This window comes from Pseudoalteromonas xiamenensis (assembly GCF_017638925.1).
GTDB lineage: Bacteria > Pseudomonadota > Gammaproteobacteria > Enterobacterales > Alteromonadaceae > Pseudoalteromonas > Pseudoalteromonas xiamenensis.
Window position 1 is genome coordinate 15,810 of sequence record NZ_CP072134.1, and the last position, 20,648, is coordinate 36,457.

A 20,648-nucleotide genomic window follows, 5' to 3' on the forward strand; every position below is an offset into this window, starting at 1 on the left:
CGCTCCAAATTTGCCGCAGAGCGCGGCGTTAAAGATCTGCAATTGGCACGGAGCCGTCCTTTCGGCTCTAACTCAATTCTGTCCAAATACGATTTGAGTGGACGTCCTGTTATGGCAATTGGATTTAAGATAGTAAGTTGCTGTTGAGCCTCCCGAGTTTGGCACTGAGCCGTCCTGATAATCCTCTAGTCAGCCTCCGGGGCCTTTGTTAGCTATGCTAACAGGTGCTCAAACCAAGACTGACCGGAGACGGTTATGGCACTTTACTGTGGCATTGATTTACATTCAAATAATCACGTGATTGTTGTTAACAATGAGAACGATAAAGCCGTTTTCTCAAAACGCATCGCTGATGATCTTTCACTGTACTTGGAATACTTTACGCCCTTTAAAGAACAATTAGTCGGCGCGGCTGTCGAGTCAACATTCAATTGGTACTGGTTGGTCGATGGTTTAGCCGCAAATGGCTTTCAGATGCTATTGGTCAATACGGCTGTGGTTAAACAATATGAAGGGCTTAAATATTCGGGTGATTTTAAAGATGCCTTTCACCTTGCCCACTTGAAGCGTTTAGGAATTTTGCCTAAGGGGTACATCTACCCTAAAAAACATCGAGCGGTGCGTGATATGTTGCGCAGAAGAATATAGCTCGTGCAGTTAGCTAGTAAGCAATTACTGTCTATCCAAAACCAAATTTGGCGCAGCTCTAGCATTCGGGTGAGTAGTAGCCAAATTAAAAAGAAGTCATTTGAAGTGACTTTACTAACACATCACTTAAAAACAGCTGCGGACACCAACTTACGTATTTATCGCTCAATCCAGTCCGAAATTAAGCTACTGGAAGAGGAAGTTGAGCAAGCCCTCGAAGCTCCGAAACAGCTCGATTTACTTCAAACGATGACGGGCATAGGCCCCGTACTAAGTTTCCTATAAAAATTAGTTTTTGTAAGAAGAGCCAGTTTGAAGGCAATAAAAAACCGCAGTGATTACTGCGGTTTTTTTTGCTATTAACGCTTAATTCTTCGCACTAGACTAACCAAGAATAAGCCTATTAATCCAAAAACGGGTAGTGAGCCACCACCTGATGCACTCGTGTTATCCGAGGTATTATTGGTTGGCGCTGAAGAGCGGCTGGCATCAAGCGGGTATGCATCTTGTACATCATTTACGCCGTCACCATCATCGTCAGTATCGGCATTGTTACCAATACCATCTCCGTCAGTGTCGAGTGATTCAGCTGCGTCTAACGGGAAGGCATCTTGGCTATCTGCTACACCGTCGTTATCGTCATCGCTATCGGCATTGTTACCAATACCATCTCCGTCAGTGTCGAGTGATTCAGCTGCGTCTAACGGGAAGGCATCTTGGCTATCTGCTACACCGTCGTTATCGTCATCGCTATCGGCATTGTTACCAATACCATCTCCGTCATTGTCTAGCCATTCATCTGCATCAAGCGGGAAGGCATCTTCAGTATCTAAATAGCCATCATTATCATCGTCACTATCGGCATTATTACCAGTACCATCACCGTCGCTATCAACCCATTCATTTGAGTCTAAAGGAAATACATCTTCTTCATCTAGATGGCCATCACCATCATCATCGGTGTCAGTATTGTTGCCAATGCCATCACCATCGGTATCTAACCACTCCGTTGGGTCAAGCGGAAAGGCATCTTCAGTATCTAAATAGCCATCGTTATCGTCATCGGTATCGGCATTGTCACCCAGTCCATCACCATCAGTATCTATCCACTCTTTCGAGTTAAATGGGAAGGCATCTACATCATCGTTGTAACCATCGTTATCATCATCAGGGTCTTGAACGTTTGGAATACCGTCATTATCGGCATCGTTAACTTCACCAGAATCTGTTCCAAATTTGAAAAAATTGTTGAGCGTGTACGAAACAGCTTCAGCAAAAGAAGTTATCGAGGTGATTCTCAGATCTGCAATAAAGTCGCCTTCAACTAGCTCCACTGGTACAGATGTACCCCCATTTTCATTTTGAACCATAGTAAGGGGTTGCCAATCACCACCATTCAAACGTATTTCAACAGAACTGATTTTAAGCCCAAAACTAGAAGTCAAATCGATTGTCGAGTCAATTTTATTAACTACTGGGTGCACATATAACTGTTCACCATGTAAGAGATTAATCTGATCTATAGGTATTACAGTATCTTGTTCATTGACATAGAAACTAAGAACAGAGCTATTTGTTGGCTTAGTTAGATCACTGCTATTAGTTAAATTGAATAGCAATTTTTCACAGGTATCGGACGGTTTCGGAATGTTTGGCTCTCGAATACTTACATAACCGTTACTTAATAAAGTTCTACTGCCGTCTGAAGATTCGCAATAAAAGGAATAGGAGGCTGTAATGTCATATAAATTGTTTTGGCTGTCAGCAAAAAATAAACGTCGATTCCAATCAGAATTTGCAAACTCTAACGTAGTTTCATTTATAGAAATAATACCACTGAAGTAGGTTGTTCTATCACCTGATAAATCTATTGTATTCGATTCATAGAGCATTGTAGTACCGAGGTAATTATAAGTATCGTTACTTGAGCGAAGCTGCCCAGACTCATTCAAATCAAAAAAAGGTGACGTGATAAGTGCTCGCTCATCACCATTATCATAATTGATATCGAGTAATGTAACTTGTGTGTATTCTAGAGAATTATCTTGTGCAGGTTCATAAATATTTAGTTTTGAGATTTGGTTAGATAAAGATTCTACATATTTTAAGTTGAATCCATCAGAGACAATCAAACTATTAGCATTACTTTGAGGTGGTAGTTTAACTTCTGCACTACCAAGAGAATTTAAATCAAGGTTTAATTCTTCCGAAATGGATATGCCATCTGTGATGTTGTTGCGATAAATGTAATAGCCATTTTCATTTGCTGATTCTGCTATTTTAAACTGAGATGAAATTTCAAGGTCTAAATAGTCAGATAATTCACCTATTGCAAAGTAAATATGGGTAGGTTTAACAGAAAAAGAAATGAAGCCAGTAGAGCCTGAGTCGGTTTTAAAGAAACTACGACCGAAGTAATTGATGGTGTCAGGCAGCGCATCTGTGCCATCTTTGTGAGTAACAGAGGATAAACCGACTGTATTAGTTAATAAGTTGGCATCAAGTAAGAATTCGGTATCATCATTGATTTGAATTTGATGTGACGACAGACCATATTTAAGTTTTTTAATGCCTGCTGTTTCTGGGATATGATTTGTATCTAAATTAGAATAAATAGCACTTATCCAAATATTTTTGCTTGGAGCGGTTACTTCAACAGAGGCTTCTGCAGTAACAAAATTGGTTGAGCTAACACCATGATCATCAAATAAGGCGACATAAACTTTATCAGGTGCATTCGTAGTAATTGTTAATTTTGCACTATGTTCAAAATAGACAGGTACATGTTGACTTGCTGTTTCAGAAGAGATAACGATATTTGCATGATAAATACCTGACCTACTAAGCGCAAAAGCTAGCGCATTAGTATTAGGTACATTCAGCTTTACTTCAATAGTTTGTGATGATTTTGCTGGAATACTAAAAGTGCTTTGTGCAGCTGATAAGTTAGCTCCATTAGGCAGCTCATCAGTAAAATCAAGTCGGTAATTCTGTACAGCATCACTGTGGTTATAAATGGTCAGGGAGCGAGTACTTGTCCAAGCGCTTTGATTTGAGTCCAGTTGACCAAAGTTAAGTGCTGTTACATCAGCTGTAGTTGTTGCTTTAATGCTTTTTTCTATATCCATTCGCCCAGGGCCTTGAGCGAGCGGGTCATTTCCAATATCTATCGCACCTGCAGCTAAAAGTTGAACGGCTTTTTCTGATGTCAGTGCTGCATCTTTTTGTTTTAATAGCGCCACAGCACCAGCTACATGAGGTGCAGCCATACTGGTACCACTCATTGACGCGTATTCTCCCTTTGGTATTGTAGAGTTGATAGCACTACCTGGTGCAGTTATTTCAGGTTTAGTAAATAAGTCTGTTGCGGTCGCTTTCGATGAAAAGCTAGATAGTTCATCTGATTTAGTTGATGAAGCCACAGTGATTGCTTTTTTAGCATTTGCTGGCGACGAGCTGTTAATTGCTCCGTAATATCCATCATTACCTGCAGCTACAACAACAATTACTCCTGCATCAACGGTATTATTAGTTGCCGTACTCAAAGGACCAGTAGGGCTTCCATCACCGCTTAAGCTCATGTTGATGATATCGACCGCATCATCTGTATTTATATCACCATCAGGATCAACTGAGCGTTCAAGTGCAGCAATAATGCCACTGGTACTACCAGAGCCTTGGTCACTCAGAACTTTATAAGCATGGAAGGTGACATCCGGAGCTACACCTTTTAATGTGCCGTTAGCACCAACAATACCGGCAACATGAGTACCATGACCGTGACCATCCATTGGGTCGTTATCATTATTTACAAAATCATAGCCATGTGTAATGCGGCAACTTCTACCTAGGCAGCCACCAAGGTCGATATGGTTATAGTCAATACCCGTATCTAGAATAGCCACTGATACACCTTTGCCTGTAATTGTTTGCTCTTCAGCATCAAGTATTTCCCACACTAAAGGGGCGTTAATCAATGGTACACTTTCGGTTAAATCTATAGATACAACAGTGTCACGAGATACATTTTTCACATTGGGTAGCTTTTTGATAGCACTCAACGTAGCTCTGTCTGCTTCAACAACAATTGCATTACTGGTACGGCTAAAGCGATTAAGTACTTTAATGTTTTTATCAATAGCAGAAAGTTGTTGAATTGTCGCTTGTTGGATAGTTGCTAAACGAGCTTCCGCCTGTTGTAATTGTGATTTAATTATGGCTTTTTGTGCGATATCTGAAGTATTTGTATTTTGGAACTGGCGCGAAATTTCACGAGTAATGGCTTTTTTGGTTTGGATAAGTGGTTGTTCAGCAAACTCAATAATAAAGCGGTCTTTTTCAAAGTGGCGCATCATTTTTTGTGAGATAAGGTTACCATCTTTATCAGTTACATTGTAGATGTTTGTTATAATACCGTTAGTTTTTGTTATTGCTTGAGTTTTATCCCCAATTTTTACATATTGAGTAGCTGATACATCTAAAGCAGTCGCAACAGATAACGCACAAAGAGAAACTGTGAAGAGTCCCTTTTTCACTAATGTTGTCATAGGAATCCTTAAAAGTCTGATTGGATAAATCACCTTAACTCTAACTCACCTTGGGGCAGAAACGAGTCGCGCAGATTGTCCGTTGCTGGCACTGATCTGACCTTCTTACCTGTCACTAATCTGTAGGTATGAAACGTTACATTTTTTGGTTTAGTTATTAAACTATACCCCCAAAGCCACACTGAAACTTTTTAAACCAATTTTTTAGATCTTGATCATCCTTTATATTCAGAGTTAGTGGACATATACGACGCCTAGAATTGGCTATTCTGAATAAAATTTCTTAAACCACTTTTTTATTTCGATATAGGTTTGATCTTTCGCAAGAACACCATTGTGGTTAGCACCATCAATTAAATAAGATTCTCCAGAGCTGTAAGTGCTAACAAAATCAGGGTATTGAGGGGCGTTAAAAACTTCATCTTTACTGCCAATTAACACAAGTAAAGGTGACTTTATTGCCGCAAGTGCAACATCACTGGTTTGTGGTCTTACTGGCTGTGCAGACATTACCGCTGCGTAAGTATAACTTTTTCGTTTCGGCGGGAAGTTAAAGGTAAGTACCGTCTCATCATCTAGAATATGAATACCAATACTATTTAGCATTATAATACCGATAAATCGCTTTACGTTGAAATTAACAAAATTATTATCGTTACTGTTTTCAGTTTTTTTCTGCGTTGGGCCTTCGCCAAAATTTGGTGCTAGTAACAGGTAGCCATCAGGGATCAATGAACTGTGTTTAATGGCGTAACGCAATGCAACACCTCCACCCATAGAGTGACCAGCCAAAATGATTTTATGCTCTGGCTCGGTGCTTTTCAGATGAAGTAAAAGCTTTTCAATATCATCTTCATACTGACCAACATAATCAACTGAAAACATTTTGCCATCTGATAAACCGTGTCCACGCAAATCGGGAGTTATTATCTGGGCACCAGTTGCATGTCTTAGTTTTAGTGCAGTTTGGTACATATCGATACTATTAGCTGCGATACCATGCAAAAGAACTATGGAAACCTTAGCGTCAGACAAAAACTTACGGATGAAAAGCTTTTCGTTTGATTCTGTTTTAATGAACTCAGTGGTTGTATTGTCTTTGTTCTGTTTACTAGCTAGATGATCATAGCCTAGGTGTCTATCTGACGCATTATAATCTGGCAATACTACTGTTTGCTTTTGACTAGGCCAGTAGATTAAAGCCAGACAGATAAACAAATAAGACATTGTCACTAATAAGAAAATTTTGACCGTTTTCGCTATCTTTTTTTTATTTGCTAAATTCATCATTTATAAACCTAACTTTGACGATGCTGGCCAAGTATCCTAAAAAGATGCGGGAGTTACGAAGCAGCTAACAGTTAATTTTGCTGGTGTAGTGGTGAAAAGGAAGTGAAATTCTGCTGCTATTTTTTTACTCAGATTTCACCTTCATTGAAATAAGCTTCTACATTAATTGTTATGTAAAGAGTATAGGTATTCAAAAATGAAATACTTTTGGTATGTGTTGTTGGGTGGAGTATTAATGTTAAGCGCTCATGCGCAGGCGGGTACCACCGTGATATTTGAAGCTGGCTTTGGAAGTAAAGCAGAGGTGTGGCAGCCTGTTGTTCAGCTATTACCCAAAGATATTAAAGTTATTAACTACACGCGACCTAACTTGCTAGAAAAAGATGCAGCTCCCACATCGATTGAACAAGATGTTCGTCATTTACTTTCACTAGTAAAAAATGCGGCATTGTCCAATAACGTTATTCTTGTCGGGCACTCATATGGTGGTTTGCTAGCAACTGAAGTTGCTTATCAGGCTTCTGATATAATAGATGCTCTTGTTTTAGTCGACCCAACAACCCGTGCTCATCGCCACCGTTTTAATCAACTTAACGCTGACAAAGTAAAGGCAGATGATCTATTGCTTGCCAAATATATGCCGGCACATCTGCTTAAGCATTATAGTAACTTAACTAAAGAGCTAGAAAGTAGCTCTGATGTAATTTATCCAATCCCTCCTCAACTTAAAACAGTGCTACTTTCATCAACACAGGTGCACAAGAGTCCGATGGTAATTGAAGAGACTCAAGAAGGAAAAAAGCTTTGGCTTAGCTTGCATAATGAGCTTTTTAGTCAGGTACTGGATGGTGAACACATACGTATGTCTGACGTTGGCCACAACATTCAGAGTGATCGGCCAGAGTTGATTGCTGCGATTATCCAAAAACTTGTTACAGAACTAGACTAGTCAGAAACATGTTGCGGTAGAAATATAGTGGTGAAGTAGTTTTAACATATTATAAATCTGTTATGTCAGGCCAAAAGTGATAAATTTTACCGCACTTTGACCTTTTCTCTAGATCAATTAGAACCAAAGATTATCACTGAAAACTCTTGAGTAGGTTAGATTAATGAAATACTGCCCAAAGTGCAAAGCACCAATAACAGAACAACCCATCGAGGGTTTAAAGCGTCAGGCATGCTCAAACCACCTATGCGATTTTGTATTCTGGAATAATCCATTGCCGGTGGTAGCGGTACTGATAGAATATCAAGAGCATATCTTACTGGCCCGCAATCAGCAGTGGCCTGCAGCAATGTTTTCATTGATTACTGGTTTTATTGAGTGTCGAGAAGACCCCTTGACAGCCGCTGTAAGGGAAACACAGGAAGAACTAGGATTAAAGCTGGAATTGCCCTCTCTAATCGGTATATACAACTGGCCTCAAATGAACCAGCTGATTATTGCTTATTCTGGCAAGGCTGAGGGGGAATTGTATTTATCCGCAGAAATTGCGGAGGTGAAACTTATTGAGCCAGCAAAATTACGTAGCTGGGATTTTGGTGTTGGTCCGGCAGTCAGGGATTATCTAAAAGCTAGTCAAGCGACAAGCTAAACCCATCAATCTCAATTCGGTTGTTTCAATCGGGATTACTTCTTCTAAAAAGGTGAATGTCGAGTTTGATGGTGTAAACGGCTTCGCCTATTAAGCAATAACAAATACATGATGATCAGAGTATGTCCTTCTGAACGAGCTTAGCATCAGATTTGTCTGCTTATAATAGAGCTGCTCTTGTTTTAAGTGTTTCTTGCTCCAAGTTTGTACGTTCCTTTTCTTATTCCAGTTTCTGAGCGCGACGTTTATCTAAGCGACGCTCCAAATCATCAAAACTTCTTTGAACCATTGAGTCAATTGTTGATGCCTGTTGCTGTTGTAACACCTTGTTGAACTCTTCAAAAGGAAGTTTCAACAGAACGTAGATGTTGTGTTTGCCGCTTAGTGGCTTTGCAAACCAAAAGCGCTTCTTTGATCTCGTTTAAATTAAAGGTATGCCCTACCCGCTCCAACTCTTTCTTCAGTTCGTACAAAGTAAAATTCACTCCAGCCTTGCCCTGGACATCAACACCGTTACCATTTACCGCAAGTTTTCTTAATGCATCTTCAACTAATTCCTCGCGTTGATCTGGATAGATAAGCACGTTTTCGCCATCTTTTTCTATCAACGCAGGTTTCAGTTTAAAAGTCATCGTTTTACCACGAATAGTACAGGGTCTTATTATCGTCGCATTTTTCAAATCGCTTTAAGCACGAGTTTTCGTCCAAACGTACTTTGGTAGCGCATCATAGATTTCAACTGTATTCGAGTAGTCGTTCTGCTGTTTCATTGGTAGATGAAGCATTGAAAATAGTTCTAACTGACCTTCGTCTGATTGCACCGTTGAGACTTGTTTTCTTACTGCCATCGCAAAAGTCCTTGTTCCACTTCTAAACTAGCAGGTTTAAATATCATCATTCTTATCTAAAAATTTATATCTTCAATAAAAACACTCTTGGTTTTATATTTTGCATGATTTAACATTGAAATATAAATTTTTGTTGTAAGTCCAACAAAAGGAGAACTAAGTTGGAAAATACGCTCAAACAAGTTACCGATGCAATGGATACTCTTATCCGAACTGCAATAAGTGAAGGTATAGCTCCAAATGAGCGCAAAGTAATGCGCCGCTACAATACTTCTCAAGCTTGTCAAATGCTTGGCAAGAGTACGACAACGCTTTATAAATGCGAAGAAAAAGGTGTAATTGATAAGCCAGCGGTGGATGATAAGGGCAGAAGAGTTGGCTATTCGCTTGATGACATCGCAAAGCTACGCGATTATTTCGGAACCAAACCTACCTTCACACCAAAATCATTTCAAGGCCGAATGGGTATTACCGTTGCTTTGTACAACTTCAAAGGTGGTGTAGGTAAATCAACAACCGCCGTATGTATGGCTCAACACTTGGCGATTCTCGGCCATAAGGTACTTTTAATTGACATGGACAGCCAAGCTTCTGCAACTGCCATGTTTGGTTACATGCCTGATATTGATATTGATGCGGACGATACCGTACTTCCATACACGTTGTATAACGAACAAGCCAGCTTAAAATACGCTGTTCGTGAAACACATATTGCTAACTTGTATCTCATTCCTGCTAATCAGCAATTATCAAGTTCTGAATTTGAAGCTTTACCACAAGTGTCAGGTGGTACCCGTGAAGAAGCACTGAATTATTTTCATAAGCTCCAATCGGGTATAAACACTATTAAGGACCAGTTTGACTTTGTAATCGTTGATGCTCCGCCAAGCCTTGGTATCGTTGGTATTCAAACACTATTGTCAGTCGATAACATTATCATCCCCTGCCCTGCCAGAATGCTAGACTTTGTTTCGACCAGGCAATTTTTGGAAACAGCCACAGAGTACGTCAAGAAAATCTCGGACAATAAAACATTCAACAGCGTCAAAGTTATGGTCAGTATGTTCAACCAACAGAATACGAAAATGAAAAGCTTTGTTGATATTATGGAGCCTCGTGCTTGGCGAACACATGTACGAAAACAAGATGCTTATGAGTGAAAGTATCGACGATACATTTAGTTACTTTAAGACTCCGTTTGAACTGGCCAAATTAAAAGATTCGGACAAGCGCATCATTCATAACATGAAGGTTCTTTTTGGTGAAATTTGTTCTGATTTGGTAGCTAAAGGAGTAAGACATGGTAAAGCGTAACAACAATGCATCGAGCCTTTTAGACAGGTTAAAAGCTAATTCTGTTGAGCCAGCCAAGCCAGCACATGAAACCTCGGCTGAAAAAAGAGTCGTTAATCCAGTTGTAGGTCTGGCTATTGGAGAACGTAAAGTTCCCGCACTGTCAGAGCAAGTAGCTATACTTCAATTAACGCACGACCAAGTTCGGTTCTTCAAATATCACGATAGACATTCAGCGTCATTAAATACCGATGATTTTCAGAAGTTAAAAGAGTCAATCAAGGAAAACGGCCAGCATACGCCTGGTTTTGTTCGAAAAACAAAAGACACAACAGAAGATGGTCGTGTTGTTTACGAGTTGGTGTCTGGACGTATGCGCTTTGAAGCAACGCGAGAGCTAAATGTATTCAAAGCTTTCCTGTTGAAACTAGACGACACTCAAGCGGTTGAATTGATGCTTAGTGAAAATGCGGAGCGTCGCAACATTACTCCTTTTGAACGCTATATGTCGATTGTGCCAATACTTAAAGATGGCATCATGAAACAGGTCGATTTAGCAGCAAAAATTGAATGGGACAAAGGAAATCTATCTAAAGCAGCGAAATCCATAGACTTCTATTTAGATTTAAATTTAGAACGATTTGTCGACGACCCACATAAAGTAAAATTGAATACGTTCTTGTCATTACATCAGCTTTACGTGTCACAGCCTGAAATTACCGCAGTGGCAATCGATGATATCGCTGACGCAAAACCTAATTTAAAAAATGGCACGTTCTTTCAAGCTGTAACCAAAGCAGTCAAAAAGGTCCTCGAGCCTAAATTAGAAAAAAGCCAAGATAGACATGTAGTCACTTTATCTGGTTGTGACGCGACGATTGAGAACAAAAATGGTCAGTTCTCTATTTCGTTCTCAGGGGTTCCCAGCTTTGATGACCTGACGCAATTGGCTCAATCATTGCGCGATTCGGATAGTCTAAAGCAGAACACTTAACAACCCATCTTCGTTGTAATTTACAACTGAAAAAGTTGTAAATTACAACTTTTACTTTTGCACCGCACTCTTCTTCCCCAAAATACGATTTAAACACGTAGGCGATCATACGATACTCCAAAAATAAGGTGTTGATTATGAATATATGTCCGATAGCCTTAGCGCTGAGCAGCGCTTTGTTAGCCGCTTTGTTAGCCGCTTGTTCAGGCTCGGAAAAGGCAACCAAATTACCTGAAAACAAGCTTTCAGTTTCTACAACCGCGAAGGTCAATGAGTAAGAAGACTCAACAGCTATGCACGCTGTTAAGTTTACGTTGCTTAGAGCCGCTGAAAAGGAAATAGAAGTTCGATATGCAATTAGGCATATCGAAACAGATGAACGAGATCTAAATGCGACAACTGAAAATGTGTTTTCGATTGCGGAAGGTCAAAAAACAACCAACCTAAACTTCCTATCTAGAATGATGACTTTGACGAAATAGATAAATCATTTGAGTTTGAAGTGCTTGGTACGGATATACCCTTGCAAGGCGCAACCAAGGCAACATTCAATACCGAGCCTAATGTCTCTTTTGCACACATTAATGATGGTTACTCAGTGTTTGCAGAGGCCACCGGAAAGGTGAGTGTTCAAGAACCTCTGGAGTTAAATTATCAAATAGAAACGATTGAGCAAAATTTTCAAGTAAGCTTTCCACAGGATGACTTCCAGAAGGTGGTGAATCACTATCAATTAAATTAAACATAGCGACAAATGCACAAGATTAATAAAGTCAGTCTGACACATATTCGATTATAATCCCTGGAAATACTCGACTTAATGATACGGGTGTAACTTCATACATTGACAGTAAGGACGCAGACTTTGGTGAAGATCACAAAAATACTCAGCATTTTGATGATTATGCGGGTTTTAGCTCTACAAAAATTGACCGTGCAGGAAATCCTTTAACCAGTGATAACCTCTGTTTTTCTTGTGTAAAAAATATTGCTACAGGTCTGACTTGGGAGGTGAAATCGCCAGAACAAGTCCCCCCTACTCTACAGATAAAGCGTTACGCTAAGAATTGGCCAAACAGCTTCAAGAAGGGAATTATCCATATTCTTATCTCATGCCAACTTTAATTCTACGAATTATCTATATTACTTCTATGAGCTGAATACGAAAGTCAATGGCGATACCTTTGTTAATTCAAGGTATTCAATCTCAAATCTATGTGCATTTCCTGATGAGAATAGGCTAGTTATTTTGGAGGTACCGCGTCCCGTTGCAACACCAAAGAATATATCGACGCATTTAACGCCCAGGGTATCTCTGTGGCGCAAAAGACTGGCGTTTACCTACGATAGAGGCATTTCGGACAATACATAATGATTAAATCTCAAGCAATATTCTATATTTATGCCGAACGCAAAAAACGATAGCTATATTTCTGCTACTCCATACATCGACGGTAAAGCTGCAGTTTGGCGTCTAAACAGAGAGCGTCATCAAGTATAACTATATAACAAACAAGAACCAAACGTAGTTCGACTAGTTCGTTCAGAAACATCGGAGAAATAAACAATACTCAAATCTACCCTTGCATTATTTATGATAGCCACACTCTCACTCTCTGTGGATGCACAAACGTGCAAAGACCATATCCCTGATTCGCATACAACAGGGCAGTTTTTGGATAATTTTAATGGCACAGTTACTGATGTAGTGAACGGTGTCGTGTGGCAAAAATGTGCTGTCGGTCAGAGTTATCGGCAATCAACAAACGCCCGCTCTGGTAAGCCGCTATCATTCAAAACTAGGCAAGACGCTTTGAACTGTGTTTCTGTCACTGATGGTTGGCGTTTACCAAATTTAAAGGAGCTAGGTTCGAAGGTGCAGAGAAGCTGTTTGGACCCGGTGATAGACCTCTCAATACTCCCTTTTACTCCATCGGCGATTTTCTACTCTAGTCCGCCTAATCTACTAGGCGCTTTTGGTCGTGACAACGTCGAAGGATTAATTATTGATTTTAAATCTGGAATTGAATTTACCTAAGATATTAAAACGCAAAGATTTATACGATTGATGAAGGAACTTTGATGTTCCTAAACACTCTAATCAAGGGTGCAAGTTGTAATTTACAACTTTTTTGAGGTGTGTTTATGAATGATTTTTGTTGGTTTGAAAAAACTCAATATTCAAGGAATCAAAAACTAGCGCAGACTTTATCTGCAAAAGCTGACTCGCTTTCTAGCATTATTGTTTTGAGTGGCAATTATCTTAAATCAGTAGACGGTTTAGCGGTCTCGCAAAATCGTTTATTCTTTTTTGATACGACCAAAAAAAGCAAGCGTTATGGTGGTAGCTTTCTTGTTAGAGTAGGCAATGTTTACAGCCTAGTTTCGAGTCAGAAACTGAAACTCAGCTCTGATATAGTTGGTAAGTTAGTTCACAGTGAGTTAGCTTCCATAGATCTATTCGATTCTACAGCAAGCGCCGCGTAAATTATTGGGGTGAGAGCTTTTACCTTACCCTATCCTACCTTGTTTATTTAAATCCGATAAAACCCGATCCAAAATTCTCTACCGCTTTTGATATCTGTATAGCATGAACTTTAATTTATAGCCTTGAGTTCAAAGATACTTAAACATGACTGTTTATGAGCTTTATTTTCTTGCATCAGCCTTTGCGGGTGGAATATTTGTTATCACTATTGCTAGTGTTTTTTTATTCAATTTAGCCTGGTCTAGGCGTTTTGGCCTTTGCCCCCAACTTATATTTCCCCACGATAGACACAAACTCTATGGTGCTCACTTATGTGTTATCATGATGCGCATTTTATTTTGCAGGCATAGCCTTCAGAAAAATCACTTTATAAGGTTTTAAGTTTTATTTTCTTCTATATGAGGTTTGCTGGAAAATGCGGAATTAAAACAGGAATAAGTCAAATCAAAAAACACAATTTTTTCTTTGCATGCAGTCGGCGAGAAAGTATAGAACGCCCCTACAAAGGTAGGGGCAAGATTACATATTTTTCGAGGAAGCTAGAGAAAACAATAGGCTCGAAAGGTGTTGTGCTCATATGCTTTTTCCAAAAGAACTTTGTTGAGACTTGAAAAATCAGCCTTGAAACTAAGAATCTTACTACAAAATTGAATTGCTATATTGTTGATTTTACCAGTCAAAAAGCTATTACTTTTGGCAATCTGCATAGATAGCCTTTTTAATCCTGTTTCTGGTTTGTACCGTACTACACTAAGTGTTTTTGCTGGAGTCTGACATGAAACGATTAGCATCATCTTTGGCAACCGCATTGGTTTTTTTCATAGGTAACTTAGTTTATTCCTTAAATCAGGAATATATCTGCAGAACTATGCTTGGGTAGCGCGGTGATAGCTATTTGTTTGCGACGGTAATTATGAATCTAATGTTAATAGCTGTTGCTATCATTTGTGTACTTAATCGCCCAATTCGTTCCGCCATGAAGCAAAGTGCATTCCAAATTAGATCTCATAAAAAGTTGTAATTTACAACTTTCTTGACAGACTCCTTAGTTTACTACTGTTTTTGTGTTTCGAAGCGGTAGCGTGATTCCATTTCTGTGCGAATCTACATTCAATCAATTTTGTGAGGCAGGAGTGTAGATAGTATTGCGTTTATTGAGCTTTCAGATGTTGGATATACATTTGATGCTGAAAATTTCCTATAAAATGGATTGTATGCACTCATTTGCTTTGTTCAGACAAGCTGTAGATAACTTAAGATTATTCGAAAATCCATCATCACTGTTTGTGCATGCAGTTTTGGCAAAGACATTACTGTCGTATTACTTGCCGCGCTATTGACACACTTAGAACTAATATCAGAGAATGTGCTAAGTAACTCATTCCCATTCGTAGTCACGCACATTGATACAGGTGTTGAGAATCATCTGATGCAAATGCTCTGCCTTGAGTAGATTTAAAATCTCAATAACTTTCGTAAAATCAAAGGAGTCCACCTTGAATTACACATCGGTAGACCCCCTTTGGTCAAACAGTGGTCATCATTATTTTTGTCTGGATTAAAGATTATTGGTAGTGCGTGTACAAATAATGGCTGTGTGGAGATTTTGAAAGTTGACGATGCAGCACGTATAGAGCGCATGGTAGAAGAAAAATATAAGGGCAGGGCGGTAACGTTACTCGGTTCTAGACTATCTGAGTCAGCACGCGGAGCTGCGTACATTAAACGTTGAGGACCAGATCTATTTACTGCTGAATCATTGTTTACAGACAAAGTTGACAAGGTGTTGTGCCTATCATTGATATGAGCGACGAAAATGTTTGGGGCATTATCCGAGGCGCTGGTACAGACCCGATTGTTCCTAGCTGATTTTTTGTTGAGTCTTTTGAAGCGAACCATATATTATTAAATTTGATTTACAAAGACAGCGTTGATGGCTCTTGCAGATACAGCGCGAAGGCCGGAGGATGCGGTGGAAGTGCAAGGACAGGCTGCTATATCTGTGAGAAATCGATCACTGACAAGTCAGGAGAGGAACTGGCAAAACGACCTAGACATGCTCATATCAGCGGTAACGTGCTTAAAGTCAGAAACTATATTATGTATGTAGCACTAGATATTAAATATTGAACGTACCATTCACGAGCGGGTGATTACACGACTGGTGCAATAGCATTTAAACCTAATACGCGTAATGCGGAGACGATTACGAAGCTTATCAGGTTATTAAGTCAGGTTACTGCAAACGACGCAATACGAGCTGAGAAGTTCACTAAGCTCTTGGAACACGGTAGGGAGCTTGAAAATGCAGGGCATGCTGATATCGTAAATTGTGATGATATGGATACGTTTGATAAAGCGGTTTTTGCGCGAGTTTATCGCAAGCACGCGCAACGCCATTTAATCAAATCTATGGACTGGATATTGCTTTATTATTCCTGTTGTCGATTCATGCGCGCGACGGTGTTCGCTTACCTGCATTCCAAAAATTAGCCATTTGGATGAAAGTATGTAACGGGCAAGAGTTGAGTATCCCATTGTAAATCCAAATTCAGCAATTGTATCTGATATTCCAGGTGCGGTTAATATGCTACCGGATGATAACATGCCGTATCCCAACATCACCGATGTTAGACTTTTTAACTGCAGCCGATGGGCAAGAATATTAGTTTTCTCCAACGAGAGAAGCTACCTTTATGCCGGTTAGTGATGCCAAGATATTTGAGCCAAATATCCTTTATGAAAGTTATAATTTACAACTTTCAGGAATAGGTGCTCTCGACTGGTTCGACAAAATATCTATTACCGCAAAGTCCAAAAAGCGTCGTATGCAATTTTCTAAGTGCACAATAAAAAGGGTGAAGCGGGTAGGTGGGAATTTTAAAGTGATAAGTCGTGGGCGAACTTCATTAAACTCTGCTAGTTTTTCGTTTCGAGCGACCATGCCAAATTTGTACAACAAGTTGTGTGAATGCATACCGCTTTATGCGACTTCACCTCAATATGTACATGCACTTAACATACAGCCAGTGGATGACACGGAGTCAGGCTATAATATTGACTTAGTGAGTTTGGACAATTTCATTCAATTTGGTGGAATCGAAAGAGCAATGGACAGCAATACAAGGTCGTTGTCTGGTCGACGAAATAATGAAAAACTTTTTATGGCGGTATTGAGCCATTTAAAATGCTAATTAGATATAGTGTGTTAAAACTTTCCCCAGTGGTGCTGAGTAACACAAAAAGCATTTTGTGCCGTACTGCGTATTTTAACCGTCTCGGTTTATTCAGATTTGACGAGTTAGGAATTGTTGCACTTTCCCAGGAAACCGACGAACAGTCCATTCCATACTCAAATGCACGCCATACAAATATCTTTGGCCACTTTCCCATTCTTGCAGTTTTTTCGGTGGCTGATTATCGTAAGTACAAGACATCGGTACTTGCAAAAAATTAGCTCACACAGAAACAAGCATCGAGCTTCTATTAAAGAGAAGCACAGAAACTTGATTCGCTCTATGGAAAATCAAGATTGTACTTTTACATTTACACAACTTGCTGAAATGAAAGCTTCTGTGGTACTTATCTATGAAAAGTCGTTTATCGACTAGCTTTACGGTAGCTCACATTTTGCACTCGAAGTTTTTGCATTTGATGGCACCGACTTTAGCCAACAAGTCAAAATTAATAGAGGAATTATTCAGTATATACGCCTGACGTTTACTGATGAGTCGAGGCTGAGACAGCTATTTGACCGCCGTTATAGTGCTGTCATATTTGAAAATTCAAGTAATCGTTACTCGTTATTTTCATACTGTGACAATGTAATCGAAGGCTTTAATTGAATTGAAAGCGAATTACTACGAAATGAGCAATCAAGGTTAGGAAGTAATGAGTGCATAACCAAAGAAGATGTCTTAGTAAGGATAAATGGAATTGGCTCTCTATTCGACTGCCGAACTGTAAGCTCGGTCAATGTCTTTGAAAAATCTTTCAACATGAAGAATGAAATTTCATTAGCGGCTTTGGATTTTTGATGTCGAATTTCTGCTGCACCAATTGGCTGCGCAAGTTTCAATTACTGTTAATGTGTTCCCAGTTTAAGAGTAGGAGATACTATGGCAATGCAAACACAGCACTTCATTAATTGGTCAAAAAATATAGATGCATGAATAATTCTGGATTTTAACTACGAAGAGATTCGTGGTATCTCGAAAGAATATGACGACACTGGCAATACAGACTCAGCATCAGAAATCTCTTGGTTCGTGAGAAATGCTCACTATATTTGCAGGCACAACGGCGAGTATGGTGTCTTTGACTTCATAGTTAATCTTAGAATGATAGAGTGTATTTTCGAAACGAATATGCCTAATAAGGATTCTGCGGAGCAGTTGCTAGACCTGAAAGTCCAGGGGGTTCAGTATGTCTTATTTAATCAAGGTTGCTAAATCAGTGTCAGAAAAGTTGTAAATTACAACTTTTCTGAATCTTCATCTAAAGTAAGCTCTTCGAGAGCTGCAGTAGCTTTAGCAATTCTTGTGCGGTGCTGTTTGTTTAGATTTAATACTTCTTCACAAAATCTTTCTGTCGGATGAATTTCATATTTGTAATCAACAATCACACCATCTTTGTCTTTAACATTCTCTATCGTGTAGTTCTCAATAATATCAGACTCAATAAAGTCTTTCATTGTCTGTGTCATATCTCGACGTATGGCAGTTAGCCTATCAGCCACCTCCTCTTCGGATGTGATCGAACCGAACTTTATCGACATATTTACAAGCATGAAGTGGTATGTCTTTCCTGTCGCCGCGTAGCGAAAAACTTGGTATAACCTAAGCGCTAACCATCTGCTTAACGAGCGTTTGAACGACTGCACCCGGTCAAAATAATAGCTTCTGTATGTTAACCCTTCGATTTGTTGCGACATTACTTCGTTAAGAAACGCAATACACTTAACCGTCGATTTACCACTAGAACCAGAGAAATGAATGCTGCTGATGTAGTTCATACTCGATTCACTGTATGACTCATTGTCACCATCCACTTCACGGTACTGCATCGAAAGTTCAGCGCCTTTTAAGATCATCAACGATTCTTTAATTTCACTGACTGATAGTGTTTGCGAAACCGATTTAAGTTCTGTTTGGAGTTCTCTAAGCGTGAAGACAATCGCGTACCTTTCTCCAACTCGACCTGAAATCTTAACTATCTTACCTTGCGCCCCCAACCTAATTAGAGTCTCGCTCTACTTTTTCTTCTCTATCGGATGGCCAGGCTAAATAATCTGTGTCTTTGCCTTTGATTAGGGCAGGGGATATATCAAGCACACCTTCATACAATACATTGTCAATTTTCTCAGAAACTTTCCGTGACACGATTACTTTACTGTTAGCCGCAGAAACAGGCACTTGTTCGCGTTTATGTCTAATAAATCTAGACCACAAATCATAACCAACAAACGTATTACTTATAGAACTGCGAAGGCCTGCATTAGCTATTTTGCTTTCAACAAATAACGATAACTGCTGAACTTGCTGTGCGGTCTCTATGTGTTCGATATCTCTACGAACACTAGGGGGCAAATTGTTTAGTGATACGCTTTTCATTTTGATTATTATGCGGCTAAGGTACTCAAAGTAAAGCTACAGTATTAACGAGTTAATTGAAACTTAGATAACACACAAAACATAGAGTAAATCTGATCTGAACACATAAAACATGGAGTAAATCTGATCTACACTCAAATAAAACCGACAAATACTTAGAAAAGGATGCAAAATCCTCTCGAAACATGGAGGAACGATGAACTGAATCGACAAAACATAGAGTAATTGTGATCTGAGCGTCCATTTTTCACTCATTAAAATCATCAAACATGTAGTAATACTGATCTGTATCTAACTCACAGCCCTCAATTGACACCGAATACATGTAGGAATCATGGTCCGATCTATAAAACTTCAGTAAAGGTGGAGTTAACATGGAGTAATTTTGATCTGTCTGGTTAATTTTGCACCTGACGACTAATGAAAACATAGAGTAATTATGATCTCTACGTGTGAATTAATGAGATTTACCTTCTAAACATGTAGTAATCATGATCTGACACTATGGTTTTATAGTTTCGACATCAACTAACATGGAGTAATTCTGATCTGAGTAATAGCATATAGGCTCTTTAATTAGACAAACATGGAGTATTCACGATCTGAGTGTTGAACTTTCAACCAAAACATCCACTAACATAGAGTAAATCTGATCTGGATAGATTAATCGGCATCTATTTATCGATAAACATGTAGTAATCATGGTTTGACTGGTGGATTTTAAAGCACTATTACCTGCCAACATGGAGTAATTCTGATCTACACGTACAGTATTTACAGATTTCGCCTAGCTGACTTAAAGTGTAAAGACCTTAACACAGCTTTAAATGAAGCTAAGAGACCATTTTATAAACATGTAGTAATGCTGATCTGAAACATGTGGATAAGCAAGCGCTGACATGTAGTAAATATGATCTCTACTGGTAGTAGATCAGATCTACTACATGATTTTCATTATTATCAGTATGTTACCAACTATAAATTGTGGATAACTCTCGATTTGAACATAATGTAATTTTGATCTGAAGCGACTTACTGTGAGTAGTTATGTGGACAACTACAATGTAAGTGACTGATATTAATAGACAACATGTAGTAAATGTGATCTCAAACATATCGTAATCTTGATCTATACATGTAGTAATCTAGATCTGCAATTTCCAACAAAACTTATTTTTTTCAAATAGATAAGTTCACTTTAAAGTCCTTTAACCTTATTACCTTAGATCTAACCATATTTAACCTTGTTTATTAACCTTTGAGTTTAAGACGAAGTAGATTTTGTCTATTTCCGTTATTACCAATCGGTAGCGCCGTATTGCTTTTACGC

General features: G+C 39.1%; 19 protein-coding genes. 13 read left to right on the forward strand and 6 right to left on the reverse strand.

Annotation, left to right across the window (positions count from 1 at the left end; genetic code table 11):
* Positions 1-255 precede the first annotated feature (255 nt).
* Both J5O05_RS17260 and J5O05_RS17265 read left to right on the forward strand, forming a co-directional pair.
* Positions 256-648, forward strand: a complete 393-nt coding sequence (locus J5O05_RS17260) for an IS110 family transposase (RefSeq protein WP_208844624.1) — start codon at positions 256-258, stop codon at positions 646-648.
* A 3-nt stretch (positions 649-651) separates the two neighbouring features.
* Positions 652-933, forward strand: a complete 282-nt coding sequence (locus J5O05_RS17265; RefSeq protein WP_208844625.1) for a hypothetical protein — start codon at positions 652-654, stop codon at positions 931-933.
* A 74-nt stretch (positions 934-1,007) separates the two neighbouring features.
* Here J5O05_RS17265 and J5O05_RS17270 read toward each other — a convergent pair whose 3' ends face one another.
* Complete coding sequence (locus J5O05_RS17270; protein WP_208844626.1) at positions 1,008-5,195, reverse strand: S8 family peptidase; 4,188 nt, start codon at positions 5,193-5,195, stop codon at positions 1,008-1,010.
* A 264-nt stretch (positions 5,196-5,459) separates the two neighbouring features.
* Positions 5,460-6,485, reverse strand: a complete 1,026-nt coding sequence (locus J5O05_RS17275; RefSeq protein WP_208844627.1) for an alpha/beta hydrolase — start codon at positions 6,483-6,485, stop codon at positions 5,460-5,462.
* 196 nt (positions 6,486-6,681) lie between these two features.
* On the opposite strand from J5O05_RS17275, the gene J5O05_RS17280 reads away from it, so the two are divergent.
* Positions 6,682-7,434, forward strand: coding sequence for an alpha/beta fold hydrolase (locus J5O05_RS17280; protein ID WP_208844628.1), 753 nt, complete (start codon positions 6,682-6,684; stop codon positions 7,432-7,434).
* 163 nt (positions 7,435-7,597) lie between these two features.
* Positions 7,598-8,083, forward strand: a complete 486-nt coding sequence (locus tag J5O05_RS17285; protein WP_208844629.1) for an NUDIX domain-containing protein — start codon at positions 7,598-7,600, stop codon at positions 8,081-8,083.
* Positions 8,084-8,421: 338 nt separating this feature from the next.
* On the opposite strand, the gene J5O05_RS17290 is transcribed toward J5O05_RS17285, so the two are convergent.
* Positions 8,422-8,715, reverse strand: coding sequence for a hypothetical protein (locus J5O05_RS17290; RefSeq protein ID WP_208844630.1), 294 nt, complete (start codon positions 8,713-8,715; stop codon positions 8,422-8,424).
* Between the two features lie 54 nt (positions 8,716-8,769).
* Entirely contained in the window at positions 8,770-8,931 is a 162-nt protein-coding gene (locus tag J5O05_RS17295; RefSeq protein ID WP_208844631.1) for a hypothetical protein, read from the reverse strand.
* A 161-nt stretch (positions 8,932-9,092) separates the two neighbouring features.
* Here J5O05_RS17295 and J5O05_RS17300 point away from each other — a divergent pair, with 161 nt between their 5' ends.
* The 9 genes from J5O05_RS17300 to J5O05_RS17340 all read left to right on the forward strand — a co-directional run bounded on the left by J5O05_RS17300 (position 9,093) and on the right by J5O05_RS17340 (position 16,900).
* Positions 9,093-10,091 carry an AAA family ATPase gene (locus J5O05_RS17300; RefSeq protein ID WP_244370078.1) on the forward strand — a complete coding sequence of 333 codons (999 nt, stop codon included), beginning with the start codon at positions 9,093-9,095 and terminating at the stop codon, positions 10,089-10,091.
* Positions 10,092-10,231: 140 nt separating this feature from the next.
* On the forward strand, positions 10,232-11,218 hold the full coding sequence (locus J5O05_RS17305; RefSeq protein ID WP_208844632.1) for a ParB/RepB/Spo0J family partition protein: 987 nt from the start codon (positions 10,232-10,234) through the stop codon (positions 11,216-11,218).
* 137 nt (positions 11,219-11,355) lie between these two features.
* The gene (locus J5O05_RS17310) at positions 11,356-11,496 is read left to right on the forward strand and encodes a hypothetical protein (protein WP_208844633.1); all 141 of its coding nucleotides are present in this window, start codon (positions 11,356-11,358) and stop codon (positions 11,494-11,496) included.
* Between the two features lie 15 nt (positions 11,497-11,511).
* On the forward strand, positions 11,512-11,700 hold the full coding sequence (locus J5O05_RS17315; protein WP_208844634.1) for a hypothetical protein: 189 nt from the start codon (positions 11,512-11,514) through the stop codon (positions 11,698-11,700).
* 20 nt (positions 11,701-11,720) lie between these two features.
* Positions 11,721-11,960, forward strand: a complete 240-nt coding sequence (locus J5O05_RS17320; RefSeq protein WP_208844635.1) for a hypothetical protein — start codon at positions 11,721-11,723, stop codon at positions 11,958-11,960.
* An 852-nt stretch (positions 11,961-12,812) separates the two neighbouring features.
* A complete protein-coding gene (locus J5O05_RS17325; RefSeq protein WP_208844636.1) occupies positions 12,813-13,256 on the forward strand; it encodes an Lcl C-terminal domain-containing protein in 444 nt (147 codons plus the stop codon).
* Positions 13,257-13,363: 107 nt separating this feature from the next.
* Positions 13,364-13,705, forward strand: coding sequence for a hypothetical protein (locus tag J5O05_RS17330; protein WP_208844637.1), 342 nt, complete (start codon positions 13,364-13,366; stop codon positions 13,703-13,705).
* A gap of 1,550 nt (positions 13,706-15,255) precedes the next feature.
* Complete coding sequence (locus J5O05_RS17335; protein WP_208844638.1) at positions 15,256-15,438, forward strand: adenine nucleotide alpha hydrolase family protein; 183 nt, start codon at positions 15,256-15,258, stop codon at positions 15,436-15,438.
* Positions 15,439-16,648: 1,210 nt separating this feature from the next.
* Entirely contained in the window at positions 16,649-16,900 is a 252-nt protein-coding gene (locus tag J5O05_RS17340; protein WP_208844639.1) for a hypothetical protein, read from the forward strand.
* A gap of 1,280 nt (positions 16,901-18,180) precedes the next feature.
* Here the strand turns inward: J5O05_RS17340 and J5O05_RS17345 are convergent.
* Entirely contained in the window at positions 18,181-18,798 is a 618-nt protein-coding gene (locus J5O05_RS17345) for a hypothetical protein (protein ID WP_208844640.1), read from the reverse strand.
* A 142-nt stretch (positions 18,799-18,940) separates the two neighbouring features.
* Positions 18,941-19,318 carry a hypothetical protein gene (locus tag J5O05_RS17350; protein WP_208844641.1) on the reverse strand — a complete coding sequence of 126 codons (378 nt, stop codon included), beginning with the start codon at positions 19,316-19,318 and terminating at the stop codon, positions 18,941-18,943.
* Positions 19,319-20,648: the final 1,330 nt, after the last annotated feature.

Bases quoted from the DNA above. Each gene is read 5' to 3' on its own strand.
- J5O05_RS17310 (WP_208844633.1), top strand. From the start codon at position 11,356: ATGAATATATGTCCGATAGCCTTAGCGCTGAGCAGCGCTTTGTTAGCC.
- J5O05_RS17340 (WP_208844639.1), top strand. From the start codon at position 16,649: ATGCCAAATTTGTACAACAAGTTGTGTGAATGCATACCGCTTTATGCG.
- J5O05_RS17330 (WP_208844637.1), top strand. From the start codon at position 13,364: ATGAATGATTTTTGTTGGTTTGAAAAAACTCAATATTCAAGGAATCAA.
- J5O05_RS17280 (WP_208844628.1), top strand. From the start codon at position 6,682: ATGAAATACTTTTGGTATGTGTTGTTGGGTGGAGTATTAATGTTAAGC.
- J5O05_RS17295 (WP_208844631.1), bottom strand. From the start codon at position 8,931: ATGGCAGTAAGAAAACAAGTCTCAACGGTGCAATCAGACGAAGGTCAG.
- J5O05_RS17315 (WP_208844634.1), top strand. From the start codon at position 11,512: ATGCACGCTGTTAAGTTTACGTTGCTTAGAGCCGCTGAAAAGGAAATA.
- J5O05_RS17305 (WP_208844632.1), top strand. From the start codon at position 10,232: ATGGTAAAGCGTAACAACAATGCATCGAGCCTTTTAGACAGGTTAAAA.
- J5O05_RS17350 (WP_208844641.1), bottom strand. From the start codon at position 19,318: ATGAAAAGCGTATCACTAAACAATTTGCCCCCTAGTGTTCGTAGAGAT.
- J5O05_RS17270 (WP_208844626.1), bottom strand. From the start codon at position 5,195: ATGACAACATTAGTGAAAAAGGGACTCTTCACAGTTTCTCTTTGTGCG.
- J5O05_RS17260 (WP_208844624.1), top strand. From the start codon at position 256: ATGGCACTTTACTGTGGCATTGATTTACATTCAAATAATCACGTGATT.
- J5O05_RS17285 (WP_208844629.1), top strand. From the start codon at position 7,598: ATGAAATACTGCCCAAAGTGCAAAGCACCAATAACAGAACAACCCATC.
- J5O05_RS17275 (WP_208844627.1), bottom strand. From the start codon at position 6,485: ATGATGAATTTAGCAAATAAAAAAAAGATAGCGAAAACGGTCAAAATT.
- J5O05_RS17290 (WP_208844630.1), bottom strand. From the start codon at position 8,715: ATGACTTTTAAACTGAAACCTGCGTTGATAGAAAAAGATGGCGAAAAC.
- J5O05_RS17345 (WP_208844640.1), bottom strand. From the start codon at position 18,798: ATGATCTTAAAAGGCGCTGAACTTTCGATGCAGTACCGTGAAGTGGAT.
- J5O05_RS17325 (WP_208844636.1), top strand. From the start codon at position 12,813: ATGATAGCCACACTCTCACTCTCTGTGGATGCACAAACGTGCAAAGAC.